The following is a 17805-nucleotide window of genomic DNA, read 5'->3' as shown; positions in this document are numbered from 1 at the left end:
ATCGGCATCAGCCGGTGCTCACATCATAGGCCCGCAGTTTCACCGCTGCGGCCGTGCTGGAGGCCGGTGGCGAAGCCGATCGTCACGGGCACCGGGGCGGTTGTTCCGCAGCAGGATCCTTCAGCCGCTTCCGCGGCGTCGTCCGGGATGCTGGTGGAGCAGACGCCGGTTTCAGGGAGCTCGAGTTCCACGGCGTCCGCGGCCTCGGTGTCTCCGGCCAGTGCCGCGGCGATGGAGCGGACCTGTTCGTAGCCGGTGGCCATGAGGAACGTGGGGGCCCGGCCATAGGACTTCATGCCGGCCAGGTAGAAGTCCTTCTCCGGCTGGGCCAGGATTTTAGCGCCGTGGGCGGGAACGGTGCCGCAGCTGTGGAAGTCCGGATCGATCAGCGGGCCCAGGGCCTTCGGCGCATCGACCGCCGGGTCAAGGTCCAGCCGAAGCTCCGACAGGATGGACAGGTCCGGGCGGAAGCCGGTGGCCGGAATGACCCGGTCCACAGTCACGCTCCGGCCGTCCGCGGCGGTCACGGTGACAGCGTCGCCGTGCACGTCGATGGCACACGTGTGGAAGTTGGCCAGGAGCTGGACGGCCCCGGTCTCGACGGCGGTGCGGAGCCTGGCGCCGAGCTGGCCGCGGGCGGGCAGCTGGTCGGCGTCGCCTCCGCCGTAGGCGCGGGCGGGAGTGGCAGCGCGGATGGCCCAGAAGACTTCCGTGCCGGGGTTGGCGCGGGCCAGACGGGCCAGGTCAAGCACCATGTTCGCGGCAGAATGTCCGGAGCCGATGACCAGGGTCCGGCGGCCGGCGAACCCACCACCGGCGACGTCCGGCAGCGGGCCGGTGACCAGTCCGGCAGCACGTGCTTCCGCCTCGCCGGGGACGGGCAGCCCAGAGGCTCCCAACGGTGACGGTGTGGTCCAGGTTCCGGAGGTATCGATCACGGCGCGGGCAAGCACCTCGGTGACCTCGCCGCCGTCGTGCTCCACCCGAAGGAGGAACGGGGCCTGCTCACGGCCCTGGCTGCGGCCCTTGTCCATGCCCTGCCGGGCAACGGCAACAACCCGCGTCCCGGTCCTGATCCGGTCCCTCAGCTCCGGCGTTGCGGCCAGGGGCTCCAGGTAGTCGGACACGATCTGGGACCCGTAGGGCAGCGCGGTGGGCCGGGGCGCCTCCCAGCCGTTGCGTTCCAGCAGCCGCACGGAAGCGGCGTCAAGGTTGTACTTCCAGGTGGAGAACACCCGGACGTGCCCCCATTCCCGGATGGCGGAGCCCACCGTGGGCCCGGCCTCAAAGACGAGTGGCTCCAGCCCGCGTTCGAGCAGGTGCGCGGCCGCAGCCAGGCCCACGGGCCCGGCTCCGATCACGGCAACCGGCAGGGATTCCTGGGATGGCATGCTGTCCACCTTTCAGATCTGTGCAGGAATAAGGGATGCGATGAGGGCTTCCACGCGGGTCTTGATCTCGTCGCGGATGGGCCGGACCGAGTCCACGCCCTTGCCGGCCGGATCCTCCAGGACCCAGTCCTCGTAGCGCTTGCCCGGAAAGTAGGGACATTCGTCGCCGCAGCCCATGGTGATCACTACGTCCGAGTCCTGCACCGCCTCCGTGGTGAGGACCTTGGGGATCTCGGCGGACATGTCGATGCCCACCTCCGCCATGGCCTCGACGGCGGCCGGGTTGACCTTCTCCGCAGGCTGGGACCCGGCGGAGCGGACCTCGACGGCGCCCTGGGAAAGGGTGGTGAGGTATGCGGCGGCCATCTGGGAGCGGCCGGCGTTGTGGACGCAGACGAACAGGACGGAGGGTTTGTGGCTCATGAGAGCACCTTTCGGTCAGCCGCGACGACGGCGGGAGTTACGAGAGTTGGGTAGAGGAACCGGACCAGGACGAATCCGGCGGCGCCGCCAAGGAGTTGCGCCAGGATGAAGGCAGGGGCCGACGACGGTGCGATGCCGGCGAAGGTGTCCGTGACGGTACGGGCGATGGTCACCGCAGGGTTGGCGAAGCTGGTGGAGCTGGTGAACCAGTACGCGGCGGTGATGTAGCCGCCGACGGCGAACGCAACACGGTCAGCCCGGCCGGAGCGGACCGCGCCGAAGATGACCAGCAGCAGACCCACTGTGGCGATGACCTCGCCCAGCCAGAGCCCGGCGCCCGTGCGTTCGTGCGTGGACAAGCTCACCGCGTCCAGCCCGAACATCAGGTTCGCCGCCACGGTGCCGGCCAGGCCGCCGAGCACCTGGCCCGCAATCAGGCCTGCGGCCGTGGGGGTGTCGATCATCCGCAGGGCCCGTTCCACCAGGGTCACCACCGGATTGAACGACGCCGATACCGGCTGCAGTGCCACGATCAGCGCCACCAGCGCGGCACCCGTGGCGAGGCTGTTCTGCAGGAGCTGCAGCCCGACGTCGTCCGGGGACAGCCTGGACGCCATCACGCCCGAGCCCACCACCGCCATGACAAGGAACGCCGTGCCGGTGAACTCCGCAGCGGCACGGCGGACCAGGACGCTCACGCGGCCTGCCCGCCGATCAGGGCGGCCAGGTTCTGCAGGGCCTCGATGCGGGCCCGGTAGTAGACCCAGACTCCGCGCTTCTCCCGGTCCAGCAGGCCCACCTCGTGCAGGATCTTCAGGTGGTGGCTGATGGTGGGCTGGGACAGCTCGAAGGCATCGTTCAGGTCGCAGACGCAGGCTTCGCCGCCCTGGTGGGAGGCGACCATGGACATCAGCCGGAGCCGGACCGGATCGGCCAGCGCCTTCAGCAGGGGTGCGATCCCTTCCGCGTCGGACTCGGACAGCGGCTCGCGCGCCAACGGCGAACAGCACGCCACCGCCTGGACCGGGGTCAACTCCAAAGACATAGACATACATAAATATTTACATTCATCGATGTCTTTCGCAATCGCCGCAATAATCCCGCAGGTCGGGGCCGGCTTCTTGCAGCCCTTCGCGGCAGGACAAATAGGATGGCCCCTACAGCTACTTGCCGCAGATGAAGGGCGCCCCCATGATCGAGATCCTCAACCCCGCTGAAGTGGCCCGCGCCCGCGTAACCGGCGCCCTGGTGGCTGACATCCTGCAGGCCATGAAGAGCCGGGCAACCGTGGGCACCAACCTGCTGGACATCGACCAATGGACCAAGGAGATGATCACCGAGGCCGGGGCTGAGTCCTGCTATGTGGATTACGCGCCGTCGTTCGGGCGCGGACCGTTCGGACACTACATCTGCACCGGGGTCAACGACGCCGTGCTGCACGGGCTCCCCCACGACTACGCCCTGGCCGACGGCGACCTGCTGACCCTGGACCTCGCCGTCGTCAAGGACGGGATGGCTGCGGACGCCGCCATCAGCTTCATCGTGGGCGAATCCCGCCCGGCCGGGAGCGAGGCCATGATCGAGGCCACCGAGCGGGCACTCGCCGCCGGGATTGCCGCGGCCGGGCCGAATGCCAAGATCGGCGACATCTCCTACGCAATCGGCCGCGTCCTCACCGACGCGGGCTACCCCATCAACACCCAGTTCGGCGGCCACGGCATCGGCTCCACCATGCACCAGGACCCGCACGTGCCCAACATGGGCCGGCCCGGCCGGGGCTTCAAGCTCCGGCCCGGGCTGCTGCTGGCGCTGGAGCCGTGGATCATGGCGGACACGGCGGAACTGGTCACGGACGACGACGGGTGGACCCTCCGCAGCGCCACCGGCTGCCGGACGGCCCACACCGAGCACACCATCGCCATTACGGACGACGGCGCCGAGATCCTGACCCTGCCCTCGCGGTAGGAGCTATTCAGCTCTTCACGAGCTGCGTGGGTTTGATCCCGCTGACCATGGCGGGGTAGTAGCCCTGTGAATATCCGTCAGCGGTCGGGTGGAAGTTGAACTGCGTGTACGGGCCGAGGTTGAACCACGAGCCGGAGGAACCGATTTCGTGGCCATTGAATTTGGGGGCGACATCCACGAACTGCGCGCCGGCGCCCCGTGCCTTACTCGCGAAGACCGCGTTGAGCTGGTCCGTGCCCTTGTCGAAGACCGCTGCGGCCGCTGCGGACATGACACCGCCGCCGGCGATGACTGTGGTGGACTCTCCGGCCGTCGCAAACAGCCGGGGGTACCCGAGCCAGGCGATCTTGGCATTTGCCGCGTACCCGCGGATTGTTCCGACCGTTCCGGCGACGTCGACGCTGTTCGCGAGGTCAAGTCCATGTGCTGTGGCCGCCTGGCAGTCGGTGGCCTGTGACGACGTGTCTGCAGCACACACTCCGATGATCTGGCCGAAGTTGACGTCGTTGCCGCCGGCGGTGAGGGTCACCAGTCCTGTGGTGCTGTTGAGCGCACCATCAAGGGACGCCTTCGCCGCCTGCTGGGCAATAGTAGGAATACCGGAAGTTGTTGTTCCGATAGTCGCGCCTGCACACGCATAGTCGCCGGTGAGGGCCACCGATTGCAGCTGGTCGAACAGCGCCACGTCGTCAGGGCCGCCGTGCAGGCAGGCCGGGCTGCCAAACGCCGGATTGACGGCGGCGGTTGGCGCCAGCGAGCCCCAGCCGCTTGAGTAGGAGTCCCCGAGATTGACGTATTTGACGGGGTCCTGTGCGGCGAAGGCCGGCGTGGATGCCCCTGAGAGGATAAGAGCCGTGACGGCGGCGAAAGCGGCCGCAGTGCGGCGGCAGGCTGTTGGGAATTGCATGATGTGCTCCGTACTGTCCTCGAGAATGCGTGTCCCATGACGCTAGGGCCTGGGCCGGACGCCCAGACAGGGTCCATGGACTCTGTCAAAGCGTCGACTGGAATTGCCGGCGCCTCGATCCTGACCCTGCCCTCGCGGCAAGAGCTATTCAGTCCCCGCCACGGTGCTGCGGCGTTCCAGGAGCAGCGTGTCCTGCCAGTGCCCTGCCTTGGGGCCGTTGCTGATCCGGGCGATCCGCTCCCGGGTGCCTACCACCCGGAACCCGAGCCGCTGGTGCAGGGCCAGGCTGGCCGTGTTTTCCGGGAAGATGCTGGACTGGATGGTCCAGATGCCCGCGGCCTCGGTGGAATCGATCAGCGCGCCGAGAAGGAGCCGGCCCACGCCCCGGCCGTGCGTCTGCGGTGCCACATAGATGGAGTGCTCCACCAGGCCCCGGTACACCTCCCGGGACGAAACACGGGACACGGCGGCCCAGCCCAGGACCCGGCCCGCGTCCTCGGCGATGATCCGGTGCTCAGGCAACCGGCCGGCGTCGAACGCTTCCCAGGTGGGTGGTTCGCTCTCGAACGTCGCTTCCCCCGTGGCAATGCCCGCGGCATAAATCGCGTGCACGGCGTCCCAGTCTTCGGGGCGCATCGGACGGATCATCACGGGATTGTGCATGGATCCCATTATTGATGACGCATGCTCTCCGCCTGTTATCCCCGCCGGCTCAACGCCCGCTGCGTGCAGGGGATGCCTGAATCCGACGAAGGACCTCCCTGGTGAACTCCTCGGTGGAGGAGGTTCCGCCCACGTCGCGGGTTCCGGCACCGTCGCGGAGCGCCGCTTCGAAAGCGAGTTGAAGGTGCCTGGCGGCGTCGCCGTGGCCCAAGTGCTCCAGCAGCATGGCGCCGGACCAGATCTGGCCCACCGGATTCGCCACACCCTTCCCGGCAATGTCAGGGGCAGAGCCGTGAACCGGCTCGAAAAGTGAGGGAAACCGGCGTTCAGGGTTGAGGTTGGCGCTGGGCGCCACACCGATCGAGCCGGTGACGGCGCTGCCAAGGTCGGAGAGGATGTCGCCGAAGAGGTTGGACGCCACGATCACGTCAAATGTCCATGGCCTCAGTACCAGATGCGCCGCCAAAGCATCGATCAGTTCGGAAGAGAGGGTAACACCCGGGTACTCCTGCAGGGTCTGGGCAACCACCTCATCCCAGAACGGCATGGTGTGGATAATGCCGTTGCTCTTGGTGGCGGATGTCAGCTTCCCCCGGCGCGAGCCCGCCAGCCGTGCGGCATAGTGGGCGGCGCGGGTGACGCCCATCCTGGTGAACACCGTTTCCTGCACCGCACTCTCCTGTGGCTGGCCGCGGAACATTCGGCCGCCAATCTCGGAGTACTCGCCTTCGTTGTTCTCGCGCACGATCAGGAGGTCGATCGGTTCCTGGGACGCGAGCGGCGAGGCCACGCCGTCGAGCGTCTTGACCGGACGCAGGTTGATGTACTGCTGGAATTCGCGGCGGATGGGAATCAGCAGCCCCCAGAGTGTCTCGGCGTCCGGGATCTCCGGGCTGCCCACGGCTCCGAGGAAGATCGCCTCGTGCCGGCCCAGCCGCTCCAGGCCGTCCTCCGGCATCATGCGGCCATGCCGGAGGTAGTAGTCCGAGCCCCAGTCCAGGTGCTCATATTCGAGGTTGAGGCCGTAGATCCCGGCCACCAGGTCCAGGCATTCGACCGCCGCCGGGACCACTTCCTGGCCTATGCCGTCACCGGCGATGACGGCAATACTGTGGCTGCGTCTCATGCTGCGCGCTCCGGGAGGTTGATGATGGTGCTCTTGGGTTCGGTCATCTCCAAGAGGGCGTACCGCACGCCTTCGCGGCCCACCCCGGATTTCTTGAAGCCACCGAACGGCATGGAGTCTATCCGCACATCGCTGGTTTCGTTGATCACCACCGCGCCCACCTCCAGCCGGTCCGCGATGGCCAGCGCCTGGTCCACGGACTGGGTGAAGACGCCTGCCTGCAGCCCGTACTCCGTACTGTTCGCTGCCGCCACGGCCTCGTCGACGGCCTGGAACGGGAGGATGCTGACCACCGGCCCGAAGACCTCGTCGCGGAGGACGCGGCAACCAGCCGGAACACCGGTAAGGACGGTGGGCGCGTAGAAGGCGTTCCGTCGCGCGCCGCCGGTCCGTACCGACGCACCGGCCTGGCGGGCCTCCTCCACCCATACCTCGATGCGGCGGGCTTCTTCCTCGGAAATCAGCGGCCCCACATCGGTGGTCCGATCCAGCTTTGGACCGGACCTGAGTGCAGCGGCACCCGCCGTGACGGCACCCGCCAGTTGGTCGTGCAGCGAGGCGTGAACGTAGACGCGCTGGACCGAGAGGCAGTTCTGGCCCGCCACGCCGAACGCGCCGGCCACGATCGCCTCCGCCGCCTGGGCCACGTCCGCGTCCGCGCACACGATGGTGGCGTTGTTTCCACCCAGCTCCGAGACCACCTTCCGGGCTCCGGCCGATGCGGCGATTTTTTCGGCCGTCCGCGGGCCGCCCGTGAAGGAGACCAGGTCGACGCCGGGATCAGCCACGAGTGCCTCGGCAACCCCGGGGCCGCCGGCCAGCACGGCAATGCGCCAGGAAGGAACCCCGGCGTCCAGCAGCAGCTGGACAAAAGCCAGCGCGGTCAGGGGCGTCCGTCCGGAAGGTTTAAGTACGACGCCGTTGCCTCCGATGAGCGCAGGGCCCAGTTTGTGCGCCACAAGGTTGAGGGGATCGTTGAAGGGCGTAATGGCAGCCACCACGCCCACGGGCTTACGGCTGTACCAGCCGATCTTGTGCCCGGCCGCCAGGCTGTCCTCGAAGCCGAGCGTCTCCCCCGCCAATTCCGCGGCCGCGGCCGCTGACAGCCGGAGGGTCTCCGTGCAGCGCAGGACCTCCCGTTCCGCCTCCCTGATGGTCTTGCTGCTTTCGGAGGCGATGATGGTGGCGAACCGGGGTGACTGTTCCCGCAGCAGCGCCGCGGCCCGCTCCAACGCCTCCCGTCGGGAGCGCAGCGGCCACGGCCGTCCCAGCCCGGACCGCAAGTGGGAGACCGCCTGGAGGACATCGCCCGGCGTCGACCGTGACACATGTCCGAGCACTGCCCCGTCTTCCGGGTTGCGCACTGCCTGTTCCGGGTCTGCCGGACGCCAACTGCCGGCGAAAAACGCGCCGCCCGGCAGCTCGATGCCGAAGCCCTTTGCCGGGCGGGCCCGGTCTTCCGGGGTGCCCGTCTGGTGGTCAATGCTGGCGGAGGGAAGCATGCGGCGTCCTAACTGATCCGGTCGATGATTTTTGCCGCCGCGCCAATGAACGGCAGGAACCAGGGCGGCCCGAAGTGCCCGGGCACGGGCGGGTTCTTCAGCCCTGCCCATACGTTGGCCGAAGTGTCGCCGCCCATGTAGGCGGCCATCCGCTTGCCCATGTGCGCTGCCATTTGCACGCCGTGGCCGCTGTAGCACAGCGAATAGAACAGCCCGTCGTGCTGGCCCGCGTGCACCATCTGGTCCATTGACAGGTCCACCAGGCCGCCCCAGGTGTAGTCCACCCGGGCGCTGCTGAGGTAGGGAAACAGTTCCAGCATGGCCTTGCGCAGGATTTCACCGCTCTTCACGTCCGAGTCCGGACTGGAGAGTGCAAACCGTGCCCGGCCGCCGAACAGCAGGCGGTTGTCCGGGGTGATCCTGAAGTAGTAGGTGAGCATCTTGCTGTCCGAGGCCTGGCGCCTGTTGGGCAGGATCCGGTTGACCACGTCCTCCGGCAGCGGGTCCGTGACGATGATGAAGCTGCCCACCGGAATCACGCGACGCTGCAGCCAGGGGGTAACGCCGCCCGTGTAGCCGCTGGTGGCAACGAGCACCTGCTTGGCCCGGACAATTCCGCGGGTGGTGTGGACGTCGTGGACGGTGCCCGTGACTTTCTTCAGCTCAGTCACCGCAGCGTCCTCGCACAGCGTGGCGCCGGCGTCGGACGCGGCTTTGGCCAGCCCGTGCACGAACTTGCCCACATGCAGCCCGGCGCCCAGCGGGTCCAGCATGGCGCCGTGGTAGAAATCGGTGCCGATCTCGCTGTGGATCTCCGCCTTGGGGATGGTGGTGACGTGGTAATCCGCCAGGGCGGCCAGCTGCTCCCGGGACTTCAGCATGCCCTCATAGTGCGAGGGATGATAGGCAAGGGACAGCTTGCCGTGCCGCTTGTAGTCGCAGTCGATGCCGTTGTCATGGACCAGTTTCTCGATGGTGCCGATGGCATCGTTGTATTCGCGGAACATCTCCACGGCCCGGGTGCCGCCGTAGCGCTTGACCGCGGTGTTGAATCCGATGGCCAGGCCGGTGGTGGCCATGCCGCCGTTCCGTCCGGATGCGCCCCAGCCCACGGTGTGCCGTTCCAGGACCGCCACACTGGCGCCTTGCCTGCTGAATTCCAGCGCCGCGGACAGCCCCGTGAATCCTGCTCCGATAATGGCCACGTCCACTGTTTCGGGGACCGGGTTGCGGCGGTAGTCCCCGGACGGTTCGGCCGTGTCCAGCCAATAGGGGGTGAGTTTCACGGGTGGCCTTTCGGGTCGGCAGGGACTTAGAGGCCCAGGAGCTTGTTGAGCTCGTCCAGGGAGTTGACGGTGGTGTAGTTGTAGGCCGGGCTGTGTGGATCGTAGCCACGGTCCAGCATCACTGTGTTGGTGAAGCCGAGGTCGAAGGCGGGCATGAGGTCGTACCGGGTGTGGGAGGAAACGTGCAGGCAGGACGTCCTGGGGAGCCGCATTGAGCTGGTCCAGCATGTATTCGAAAGCACCGTACCGGGGCTTGTAGAAGCCGGCCTGCTCTGCCGTGTATACCGCATGGAACTCGGCGCCGAGCCGGGGGACGCTGATGTCCAGGAAGCTGGTGTCCGCGTTGGAGAGGATAACCAGCTTGAAGTTCTCCCCCATGGTCTTGAGGGGTGCCGGGACATCATCGTGCGCGCCCCAGCCGCGGACGGCGTCCCCGAGCTGCCTGCCGGCGTCCGGGGTGAGTTCCAGGTTCCACTTTTTGCAGACGCGGTCGTACGCGTCCTGGAGGACCTGTTCGTAGGCGTAATACTCACCGCACACCTGGTCGTAGCGGTAGTTGCGGAAGTCCCGCATGAATGCCGGCATCTGTTCTTCGGGTACGCGCCCCTGCAGGAGGTGCCGGGTGGTGGGTTCGATCTGGTAGTTGATCAGGGTGCCGTAGCAATCGAAGGAGATGTATTCGGGCCGGAATTCGGTGGTTGCCATGGATCATCCGTTCGCAAGAGAGGTGCCTGGCGGCTTGAAGTGCCGGAGGCCGGAAGGGGAATCAGGGAATCAAGGTCGGCTCCGCGGGAGCTTCGCCGGGGCCGGTGGCTCCGACTCTAGGGCCGTAAATTGTAGATTGTCAACAGTTTCAATGAGTGGACCCGTGATTGTTTCGGGCCGGAAAATTGTTCAGGATTTTTTCCAAAAATCGTCGACAATCTGCAATTTGGATGATTGCATTGCCGTAGATGCCGAGGTGATCCGGACCACAAAGGCATCCAGTACACCTTTCCAGCCCTCCCACCCTCCGCGCCGCAGGCTTCCTCTCCTGCCCGGATGAAGATGGGACCCCACTGCACCCACAACAGATGCCATCCGCACCTGTTCCCGTTTGAAGGGAAGCACCATGAAGGCCAGAAACAAAGTACAGACCGCCACCGCAGGACTCGCCGTCGTGCTCGCACTCGCCGGCTGCGGCGGCACCGCCGCCAGCACCCCGGCCCCGGAGGGCTCCAAGGCGTCCAACACAGCAGACATCTCCGAGAACGTCCAGACCGACCAGGCAGCAACGGCGCTGCTCCCCCAGTCCATCAAGGACAAGGGCGAACTGACGGTTGCCATGGACCTGCATTATCCCCCCACCACATTCCTCGCCGACGACAACACCACTCCCATCGGACTGAACCCGGACATCGCGCGCCTGGTGGCCAAGAAGCTCGGACTGAAGCTGAAGTTCGAGAACACGGCGTTCGACACCATCATTCCGGGCATCGACGCCGGCCGGTACGACTTCACGGCCACCACCATGTCTCCCACGGCAGAGCGCCTGAAGGTCCTGGACATGGTGGACTACTTCAGCGACGGCGTCTCCGTTGCCGTCGCCGCCGGCAACCCGCAGAACATCAGCAACGACGACATGTGCGGCAAGAACATCGCAGTGACCAAGGGCTCCAACGCCCAACTGGTCCACCTGCCCAACGTGTCCGACTGGACCTGCACCTCCAAAGGCAAGCCGGCCATCAACGCAGTAGTGCTGCCCAACGTCCAGGACGCCCTGACCCAGCTCGCCTCCAAGCGCGTGGACGGCGTGTTCTATGACACCACCGCCCTTGCCTGGGCAGACAAGCAGCAACCCAACACCTTCAAGGTGCTCACACCCCAAGTGGATACGCGCTCCGTGGATACCGTATCCATCGGCCTGAAGAAGGGCTCTGCCCTGACGCCGGCACTGCAGAAAGCTGTCCAGGATGTCCTGGACAGCCCTGAATACAAGCAGTCCCTGGCCAACTGGGGGCTGACCAACGGGGGAATCACCGAAGCCAAGCTGAACTAGCAGGAGCGGCCATGCAGTCCGTGGTTTCCGAAGGGAAAGAGACAACAATGAGCCAGACCGACGGGATCCTCAAACCGAGGCTCCGGCGCAGGAGCGCTTTCGAATATGCCGCCTGGTGCGTGTGCATCCTGGTGGCAGCAGGAATCCTCTTCTCCGTCTCCACCAACCCCAACTTCAAATGGGACGTCGTGGCGCAGTACTTCACGCAGGAGAGCATCCTGCGTGGCCTGGTACTCACCATCATGCTCACGGTGGTGAGCATGGCACTCGGAACCCTCCTGGGCCTGGGACTGGCCATCATGCGCTCCTCGCGGATCAAGCCCATCGCAGCCACGGCCGGGGTCTACATCACCTTCTTCAGGGGGACCCCGGTCCTGGTCCAGCTGATCTTCTGGTTCAACATCGCAGCCCTGTACCCCAACCTCACCATCGGGATCCCGTTCACCAACATCCAGCAGGCGGTGGACGTCAACGCCCTCATGGCACCGATCACCGCCGCGATCGTCGGGCTGACCCTGAACGAGGCCGCCTATATGGCCGAGATCATCCGCGGCGGCTTCTCCTCCGTGGGGAAAGGCCAAATCGAGGCGGCCGATTCGCTGGGCATGGGCAGCTTCACCAAAATGCGGAAGATCATCATTCCGCAGGCCATGCCCTCCATCATCCCGGCCACCGGGAACCAAGCGATCGGCATGTTCAAGGAGACCTCCCTGGTCAGCGTCCTGGGCGTCGCGGAACTGCTGCAGAGCGCCCAGCTGATCTACGCCCGGAACTACCAGACCATCCCGCTGCTCATCGTGGCGAGCCTGTGGTACCTGGTGATGACCCTGGTGCTCAGCTACCCGCAGTCCCTGCTCGAAAAGAAATACAACCGGTCAGCTGCCACCATCCCCCGCAAGGCCAGGAAGCTCACCGCTCCGGAAGGAATCGCGCGATGACCACCAGTCCAGCATTGGCCGACGGCGGGACCGTTGCCTGCGACGGCACCGTCCTGGCCCGGGGCATCGAAAAATCCTTCGGCGCCAAGAAGGTCCTCAAGAACATCAACCTCGAGATCGCCAGCGGCGAGATCTGCTGCATCATCGGCCCCAGCGGCTCCGGCAAGTCGACGCTGCTGCGCTGCATGAACGGCCTGGAAACCGTGGACTCCGGGGTTGCTCAAAATGAACGGCGAGGACTTCGGCTACTACGAAACCGAACACGCCTACCACGCGGTCAGCCGGAAGAAACTGGCGGAACAGCGCACCCGCATAGGGATGGTCTTCCAACAGTTCAACCTGTTCCCCAACATGACCGCCCACCAGAACATCACCGCCGGTCCCGTGCTGGTCAAGCGCGGCGACAAGGAAGCAGCCGGCCGGCGGGCACACGAGCTGCTGGCCGACGTCGGACTTTCCGGATTTGGCGACTACTACCCCGCCCAGCTTTCCGGCGGACAACAGCAGCGCGTGGCCATTGCCCGGGCCTTGGCCATGGACCCGCAAATCATGCTCTTTGACGAACCCACCAGCGCCCTGGACCCCGAAAAGGTGGGCGAAGTGCTCGCCGTGATGCAGGGCTTGGCCAAGAAAGGAATGACCATGGTAGTGGTGACCCATGAGATGGGTTTCGCCCGCGAAGTGGCAGACTCACTCATTTTCATGGATGACGGCTGCGTGGTTGAGCGCGGCGACGCGCGGCAGGTCCTGGCCCACCCCCAGGAAACGCGGACCAAGTCCTTCCTCCAGAAGGTGCTGTGACCGTGGACGGGAAACTCGCCGTCGTCGGCCTCGGCAGCATCGGCAGCATGGCCCTGTGGCAGGCCTCCCGCCTCACGGACCAGGTGGTGGGATTCGAGGCAGCCACCCCCGGGCACACACGCAGCGCAGTTGGCGGGGACACCCGGCTGTTCCGCATGCTGTACCGGGGCCTCCCCGGCTACTACCCCATCATGGCGCGCTCCCGCACGCTGTGGCGCGAGCTGGAAGCCGAAGCCGGCCAGGACATCCTCCTCCGCTGCGGCGGCCTTTCGATAGGGACTGCAGGCGGGCCCTACCTGACCGCGCTGTTGGAGACCACCAGGCTCAACGGCGCCGACCATGAACTCCTTAGCCACAAGGACATGGCCGAACGCTATCCACAGCACAACCTTCGCCCGGACGACGCCGCCGTCTTCGATCCGCACGGGGGCGCTCTCCGAACCGACCGCGCCGTGACTTCTGCCGTGGCAGCGGCCCAGGCCAACGGGGCGGCCGTGCTCACCGATACGCCGATCGACGCCATCGTTGAAACGGACGACGGCGTCAGGATCACCTCGGGTGCGCGCAACTGGACATTCGAGAACGTCGTCGTCGCTTCAGGCGCCTGGTCCCGGAAGCTGATGCCGGCGGAACTGGCCAACGCCAGCGTCCCCCACCGCTGCTACCTCACCTGGTTCGTGGCCAAGGACGCGGCAAGCTTCGCTCCCGACCGCTTTCCCATCTTCATCCGCATCTCGGGTGAAAAGTCCATGTACGGGGCACCCAGTGTGGACGGCGTGACGGTGAAGGCCACCTTGGATGCCAGGACCACGCTTGCCGACACCGCAGAATCGGTAATGCGGGAACTGACGCCCGCCGAAACCCTCGAGACCACCGATACGGTGAGGGAGTTCTTTCCGGGCCTCCACCCGAACATTGTCCGTTCCGACGCCTACCCGGACCTGTTCACGTCCGACGGCCACCCCCTGCTGGGCAGGGCGCGGCAGGGCAGCGGGATCTACTACGCCACCGGCTTCTCCGGCGCAGGCTTCAAAATGGCGTCCGGATTCGGCGAAATCGCCGCCCTCGAGGCGCTGGGAAAGCAACGGATTGACGGACTGGACTTCGTCCGGCCCCAACGCTTCAGCTCGCACTGATTACTCCAACACAGAGAACGGATGCCCCATGGCAACTCTCAGCCCGCTGCTCAAGCAGGCCACCCCGGTCATCGTGGACCATGCCGCCGGCAGCTGGATCCATGCAACCGACGGCAAGCAGTACCTCGACTTCACCACCGGGATCGGCGTGACCAGCACCGGCCACTGCCACCCCGACGTGGTGGCCGCAGCCCGGGAACAGGTAGGCAGGATTGTCCACGCGCAATACACCACAGTGATGCACCAGCCCCTGCTCCAGCTCACCGAAAAGCTCGGTGAGGTGCTGCCGGTGGGCCTGGACAGCGTCTTCTACGCGACCACCGGCGCGGAAGCCGTCGAAGCCGCCGTCCGCCTGGCGCGGATGGCCACCGGGCGGCCGAACATCATCTCCTTCCAAGGCGGATTCCACGGCCGGACCGTCGGCGCAGCGTCACTCACCACTGCCGGCACCCGCTTCCGGTCAGGTTTCTCGCCGCTGATGGGGGGCGTGCACATCGCCCCCTTCCCCTACGCCTACCGCTACGGCTGGGACGTACAGACGGCCGTCGACTTCGCGTTGAAGGAACTGGACCATCTGCTGGTGTCCGTCAGCAGCCCCGCGGACACGGCGGCCTTCATCATCGAGCCCGTCCTGGGCGACGGCGGCTACCTCCCCACTCCCCCGGCCTTCCTGCAAGGCCTGCGGGAGCGCGCGGACCGGCAGGGCATCCTCCTCATCCTTGACGAAGTCCAGGCCGGCGTGGGCCGCACCGGAAAGTTCTGGGGCCACAACTGGGCCGGAATCACCCCGGACATCCTCATCACGGCCAAGGGCCTGGCCAGCGGCTTCCCCATCTCGGCCATCGCTGCCTCCACCGCCCTGATGGGCAAAGCCTGGCCGGGCTCCCAGGGCGGAACCTACGGCGGGAACGCGGTGGCGGCCGCCGCCGGTGTAGCCACCCTGGCCGTGATCGAACGGGAAGGCCTCGTGGCCAACGCCCACCAGCGCGGCGAGCAGCTCAGGGCAGGCCTGGACACCTTGGCCGGAGATTTTCCTTCCATCGGCAACGTCCGCGGCCTCGGACTGATGCAGGGCGTGGAGTTCACGGCCCCGGACAACAGCCCGGATGCGGCCACCGCCCTTGCCGTTCAACAGGCCGCAGTCGCCGAAGAACTGCTGCTGCTCACCTGCGGACCGCACGGAAACGTCATCCGCATTATTCCGGCATTGAACGTCAGCCGAGAGGAAATCGAGTCCGGGTTGGCGCGGTTTACCCAGGCACTCAAGGCCGCCACGGCCTGACCGGTCCGGCGCCTTGCGGAACCCTGGCGTTGGTGGCCGCACCGGCGTCGTCCGCTCCCCGATACTCCCAGCGAAAGTGGAACGATGAGCTTTGACCCTACCCTCCTCAAGACGGCCTTATTTATCGACGGGACATGGCGGCCCGCTGCCTCCGCAGCGACCTTCGAGGTGGAGAACCCGGCCACCCATGAGGTGATCGCGCACGTGGCCGACGGCGGCCCCGAGGACGCCAGGCTCGCCATCGAGGCGGCGGGGCGGGCCCAGCCTGCGTGGGCGGCCAGCGCCCCACGGCATCGGGCCGACATCCTGCGGCGCGCCTATGAGCTGGTGCTGAAGAACACCGATGCACTGGCGGCCATCATGACCGCGGAGATGGGTAAGCCGCTGGCGGAGGCGAAGGGGGAAGTGGCTTACGGAGCCGAGTTCCTGCGCTGGTTTTCCGAAGAAGCCGTCAGGGTCGGAGGCGACCAGACCAGCACGGTTGACGGGAACAACCGCATCATGGTCACCAAGGAGCCCGTGGGGCCCTGCGTGCTGGTCACGCCCTGGAACTTCCCCTTGGCGATGGGGGCACGGAAGATTGCCCCCGCGGTGGCCGCGGGCTGCACGATGGTGTTCAAGCCGGCCGAGCTGACCCCGCTGACCTCACTGGCGCTGGTGGAAATCTTCCGGGTTGCCGGCCTGCCGGCCGGGGTCCTGAACGTGGTCACCACGGCCCGGGCCGCCACAGTGGTGGAACCCTGGATGAGCAGCGGCATAGCGCGAAAGGTCAGCTTCACGGGCTCGACGGCGGTGGGAAAGGTCCTGCTGGAACAGGCCGCCCGGAACGTGATGCGCTCTTCCATGGAACTCGGCGGAAACGCACCCTTCATTGTCCTGCCGGACGCGGACCTGGAACGCGCCGTCGATGGCGCCCTCAAGGCTAAGATGCGGAATATGGGGGAAGCGTGCACGGCAGCGAACCGTTTCTTTGTGCACCGCACCCTGGCAGGGGACTTTGCCGAAAAGCTCGCCAAACGGATGTCCGATCTGCGGGTGGGCAACGGCGCCGTGGACGGAACCGACGTCGGGCCGCTGATCGGCCAGGCCGGTTTGGACAAGGTGGAGTCCTTGGTCTCGGACGCCGTGAAGAAGGGCGCGCGTGTCCTCACCGGCGGACGACGGGTGGAGGGCCCTGGCTACTTCTTCGAACCCACCGTCCTGGTTGACGTTCCGGAGGATGCAGAGCTGATGGGCACGGAAATCTTTGGCCCGGTGGCTGCGATCTCATCGTTCGATGGGGAGGATGAGGTGATTCGGCGCGCCAACGATACCCCGTGGGGCCTGGTGGGCTACGTCTTTACCCAGGACGTGGACAAGGCGATGCGTTTTTCCGCCGCCCTGGAGGTGGGGATGGTGGGCTTGAACACCGGTCTGGTCTCCAATCCCGCCGCACCGTTTGGCGGAATCAAGCAATCCGGCCTGGGCCGCGAAGGCGGGAAGATCGGCATCGAAGAATTCCTCGAATACAAGTACACGGCAATTCCCGTTCAGTAGCATCGGCCCGCAATCCAAGAAAGAAGACAAAGATGGCCGCATCAGGCGAACTTTTCGTGCTTCAGGGAAGACCCACCGCAGAGGTCATCGCTGACCAGCTCCGGGAGCACATCGTCCAGGGCAAGTTCCGGCCCGGTCAGCAGATCAACGAATCGTCACTGGCCACGCAGCTCAACACCTCCCGCGGCCCCCTGCGGGAAGCGCTGCAGCGGCTCTGCCAGGAGGGGATCCTGGTCAACATCCGGAACCGTGGCGTTTTTGTCCTGGAACTGTCCCAGCAGGACATCCAGGAAATCTACGATGTCCGCGAGGCAGTGGAGACGGCCTGCGCACACATGCTTTTGAGCGGCGGCCCGGAGAAAGTCAAGAAGACGGCCCAGTCCCTCAAAGCGATCATCGCCAACATGGCCAAGAATGTGGCTGCTGGCAACTGGCAGGCTCTGGCCAAGCTGGATATGGACTTTCACACCTCCTTTGTGGCCGGGACCGGGAACTCGCGGATGATCCGGATCTACGAAACACTGGCCGCCGAATCCAGGATGTGCATCCTCAGCCTGGAGGTGGCTTATCCACGCGTCGATGTGCTGGTGACGGAGCATCAGAAGCTCCTGGATCTTTTGTTGGCCGGGGACGAGTCGGCGCTCCAGGAGGCAATCCGGACACACATGCAGGGAGCCGTGGAGGACCTGACCCCGCCGCGGGAAGACCAGGAGCTGGCCTAGGCGGGGCCGTGCCGCCGCCGGGCCCGGCCCCGCGGCCGCGAACCGGGCGTAAATAATCCGTCAAAAAATCACCCCGTCCACCCCGCCCG

General features: G+C 66.1%; 17 protein-coding genes and 1 pseudogene. 8 read left to right on the top strand and 10 right to left on the bottom strand.

What is annotated here, in order from left to right; translation table 11 throughout:
* Positions 1-23: 23 nt before the first annotated feature.
* From QF050_RS08355 to QF050_RS08340, 4 genes are read right to left on the bottom strand one after another with little or no spacing between them, the layout of a single operon-like run.
* Positions 24-1391, bottom strand: coding sequence for an FAD-dependent oxidoreductase (locus QF050_RS08355; protein ID WP_308930023.1), 1368 nt, complete (start codon positions 1389-1391; stop codon positions 24-26).
* A 12-nt stretch (positions 1392-1403) separates the two neighbouring features.
* Entirely contained in the window at positions 1404-1814 is a 411-nt protein-coding gene (locus QF050_RS08350) for an arsenate reductase ArsC (RefSeq protein WP_308930022.1), read from the bottom strand.
* Positions 1811-2512 (bottom strand): aquaporin, encoded by a 702-nt coding sequence (locus tag QF050_RS08345; protein ID WP_308930021.1) that lies wholly within the window; start codon positions 2510-2512, stop codon positions 1811-1813. The genes QF050_RS08350 and QF050_RS08345 overlap by 4 nt, the downstream gene beginning before the upstream one ends.
* Positions 2509-2859, bottom strand: coding sequence for a metalloregulator ArsR/SmtB family transcription factor (locus QF050_RS08340; RefSeq protein WP_308932128.1), 351 nt, complete (start codon positions 2857-2859; stop codon positions 2509-2511). The genes QF050_RS08345 and QF050_RS08340 overlap by 4 nt, the downstream gene beginning before the upstream one ends.
* Before the next feature lie 146 nt (positions 2860-3005).
* Here QF050_RS08340 and map point away from each other — a divergent pair, with 146 nt between their 5' ends.
* On the top strand, positions 3006-3779 hold the full coding sequence (gene map, locus QF050_RS08335; protein WP_308930020.1) for a type I methionyl aminopeptidase: 774 nt from the start codon (positions 3006-3008) through the stop codon (positions 3777-3779).
* A gap of 7 nt (positions 3780-3786) precedes the next feature.
* On the opposite strand, the gene QF050_RS08330 is transcribed toward map, so the two are convergent.
* From QF050_RS08330 to QF050_RS08310, 5 genes are all read right to left on the bottom strand, one after another.
* On the bottom strand, positions 3787-4686 hold the full coding sequence (locus QF050_RS08330; protein ID WP_308930019.1) for an SGNH/GDSL hydrolase family protein: 900 nt from the start codon (positions 4684-4686) through the stop codon (positions 3787-3789).
* Positions 4687-4830: 144 nt separating this feature from the next.
* Positions 4831-5349 (bottom strand): N-acetyltransferase family protein, encoded by a 519-nt coding sequence (locus tag QF050_RS08325; RefSeq protein WP_308930018.1) that lies wholly within the window; start codon positions 5347-5349, stop codon positions 4831-4833.
* 49 nt (positions 5350-5398) lie between these two features.
* Positions 5399-6475 carry a tartrate dehydrogenase gene (locus QF050_RS08320; protein ID WP_308930017.1) on the bottom strand — a complete coding sequence of 359 codons (1077 nt, stop codon included), beginning with the start codon at positions 6473-6475 and terminating at the stop codon, positions 5399-5401.
* Positions 6472-7977, bottom strand: coding sequence for an aldehyde dehydrogenase family protein (locus QF050_RS08315; RefSeq protein ID WP_308930016.1), 1506 nt, complete (start codon positions 7975-7977; stop codon positions 6472-6474). The genes QF050_RS08320 and QF050_RS08315 overlap by 4 nt, the downstream gene beginning before the upstream one ends.
* A gap of 8 nt (positions 7978-7985) precedes the next feature.
* The gene (locus QF050_RS08310; protein WP_308930015.1) at positions 7986-9968 is read right to left on the bottom strand and encodes an FAD-dependent oxidoreductase; all 1983 of its coding nucleotides are present in this window, start codon (positions 9966-9968) and stop codon (positions 7986-7988) included.
* A gap of 406 nt (positions 9969-10374) precedes the next feature.
* Here QF050_RS08310 and QF050_RS08305 point away from each other — a divergent pair, with 406 nt between their 5' ends.
* Positions 10375-11301 carry an ABC transporter substrate-binding protein gene (locus QF050_RS08305; protein ID WP_308930014.1) on the top strand — a complete coding sequence of 309 codons (927 nt, stop codon included), beginning with the start codon at positions 10375-10377 and terminating at the stop codon, positions 11299-11301.
* A gap of 47 nt (positions 11302-11348) precedes the next feature.
* Complete coding sequence (locus tag QF050_RS08300) at positions 11349-12239, top strand: amino acid ABC transporter permease (RefSeq protein ID WP_308930013.1); 891 nt, start codon at positions 11349-11351, stop codon at positions 12237-12239.
* Here QF050_RS08300 and QF050_RS08295 read toward each other — a convergent pair.
* Positions 12211-12426 (bottom strand): hypothetical protein, encoded by a 216-nt coding sequence (locus tag QF050_RS08295; protein ID WP_308932229.1) that lies wholly within the window; start codon positions 12424-12426, stop codon positions 12211-12213. The genes QF050_RS08300 and QF050_RS08295 overlap by 29 nt on opposite strands.
* Between QF050_RS08295 and QF050_RS08290 the strand changes: the two are divergent.
* The 5 genes and pseudogenes from QF050_RS08290 to QF050_RS08270 all read left to right on the top strand — a co-directional run bounded on the left by QF050_RS08290 (position 12344) and on the right by QF050_RS08270 (position 17716).
* Positions 12344-13040 (top strand): annotated as a pseudogene (locus QF050_RS08290) (amino acid ABC transporter ATP-binding protein). The gene QF050_RS08295 and the pseudogene QF050_RS08290 sit on opposite strands and share 83 nt — an antisense overlap.
* Positions 13041-13042: 2 nt before the next feature.
* The gene (locus QF050_RS08285; protein ID WP_308930012.1) at positions 13043-14176 is read left to right on the top strand and encodes an FAD-dependent oxidoreductase; all 1134 of its coding nucleotides are present in this window, start codon (positions 13043-13045) and stop codon (positions 14174-14176) included.
* Between the two features lie 28 nt (positions 14177-14204).
* On the top strand, positions 14205-15458 hold the full coding sequence (locus QF050_RS08280) for an aspartate aminotransferase family protein (RefSeq protein WP_308930011.1): 1254 nt from the start codon (positions 14205-14207) through the stop codon (positions 15456-15458).
* Positions 15459-15542: 84 nt separating this feature from the next.
* Entirely contained in the window at positions 15543-16994 is a 1452-nt protein-coding gene (locus QF050_RS08275; RefSeq protein WP_308930010.1) for an NAD-dependent succinate-semialdehyde dehydrogenase, read from the top strand.
* A gap of 32 nt (positions 16995-17026) precedes the next feature.
* Positions 17027-17716: a GntR family transcriptional regulator gene (locus QF050_RS08270; RefSeq protein WP_308930009.1), complete on the top strand. Its 690-nt coding sequence runs from the start codon at positions 17027-17029 to the stop codon at positions 17714-17716.
* The last annotated feature ends 89 nt before the right edge of the window (positions 17717-17805 follow it).

Source organism: Arthrobacter sp. SLBN-112 (genome assembly GCF_030944625.1).
Taxonomy (GTDB): domain Bacteria; phylum Actinomycetota; class Actinomycetes; order Actinomycetales; family Micrococcaceae; genus Arthrobacter.
The sequence above is the reverse complement of the archived record's forward strand: the minus strand, read 5'-3'. Positions and strand labels throughout refer to the sequence as shown.